The 1,438-nt window shown below is 53.6% G+C and carries 1 rRNA gene; it reads right to left on the reverse strand.

From position 1 onward, the window contains the following. Nucleotides 1-11: 11 nt before the first annotated feature. Nucleotides 12-1,438: ribosomal RNA gene (locus ACTNBF_RS16430) — 16S ribosomal RNA — on the reverse strand; the annotation flags it as partial.

Below are 1,438 nucleotides of genomic sequence, written 5' to 3' on the forward strand. Positions count from 1 at the left end.
TTCTTCCTTAGAAAGGAGGTGATCCAGCCGCACCTTCCGATACGGCTACCTTGTTACGACTTCACCCCAGTTATCGGTCCCACCTTCGGCAGCTCCCTCCTTTCGGTTGGGTCACTGACTTCGGGCGTTACCAACTCCCATGGTGTGACGGGCGGTGTGTACAAGACCCGGGAACGTATTCACCGCGACATGCTGATTCGCGATTACTAGCGATTCCAGCTTCATGTAGTCGAGTTGCAGACTACAATCCGAACTGAGACGTTATTTTTGGGATTTGCTCGGCCTCGCGGCTCTGCTTCCCTTTGTTTACGCCATTGTAGCACGTGTGTAGCCCTGGTCATAAGGGGCATGATGATTTGACGTCATCCCCACCTTCCTCCAGGTTATCCCTGGCAGTCTCTCCAGAGTGCCCACCTTAAATGCTGGCTACTGAAGATAAGGGTTGCGCTCGTTGCGGGACTTAACCCAACATCTCACGACACGAGCTGACGACAACCATGCACCACCTGTCTCCTCTGTCCCGAAGGAAAGACGACATTACTCGTCGGTCAAAGGGATGTCAAGACCAGGTAAGGTTCTTCGCGTTGCTTCGAATTAAACCACATGCTCCACCGCTTGTGCGGGTCCCCGTCAATTCCTTTGAGTTTCATTCTTGCGAACGTACTCCCCAGGTGGACTACTTATTGCGTTTGCTGCGGCACCGAATGTCTGTGACACCCGACACCTAGTAGTCATCGTTTACGGCGTGGACTACCAGGGTATCTAATCCTGTTTGCTCCCCACGCTTTCGAGCCTCAACGTCAGTCATCGTCCAGTAAGCCGCCTTCGCCACTGGTGTTCCTCCCAATATCTACGCATTTCACCGCTACACTGGGAATTCCACTTACCTCTCCGACACTCTAGCTGCATAGTTTCCAAAGCAGTCCCGGGGTTGAGCCCCGGGCTTTCACTTCAGACTTACACAGCCGTCTACGCTCCCTTTACACCCAGTAAATCCGGATAACGCTTGCACCATACGTATTACCGCGGCTGCTGGCACGTATTTAGCCGGTGCTTCTTAGTCAGGTACCGTCATTTTCTTCCCTGCTGATAGAGCTTTACATACCGAAATACTTCTTCGCTCACGCGGCGTCGCTGCATCAGGGTTTCCCCCATTGTGCAATATTCCCCACTGCTGCCTCCCGTAGGAGTTTGGGCCGTGTCTCAGTCCCAATGTGGCCGGTCACCCTCTCAGGTCGGCTACTGATCGTCGGCTTGGTAGGCCGTTACCCCACCAACTACCTAATCAGACGCGGGTCCATCTCATACCACCGGAGTTTTTCCCACTGAGTCATGCGACTCCGTGGTCTTATGCGGTATTAGCAGTCATTTCTAACTGTTATCCCCCTGTATGAGGCAGGTTACCCACGCGTTACTCACCCGTCCGCCACTCAGTCAC

It is taken from the genome of Bariatricus sp. HCP28S3_A4, from assembly GCF_052066395.1.
Classification (GTDB): domain Bacteria; phylum Bacillota; class Clostridia; order Lachnospirales; family Lachnospiraceae; genus Allocoprococcus.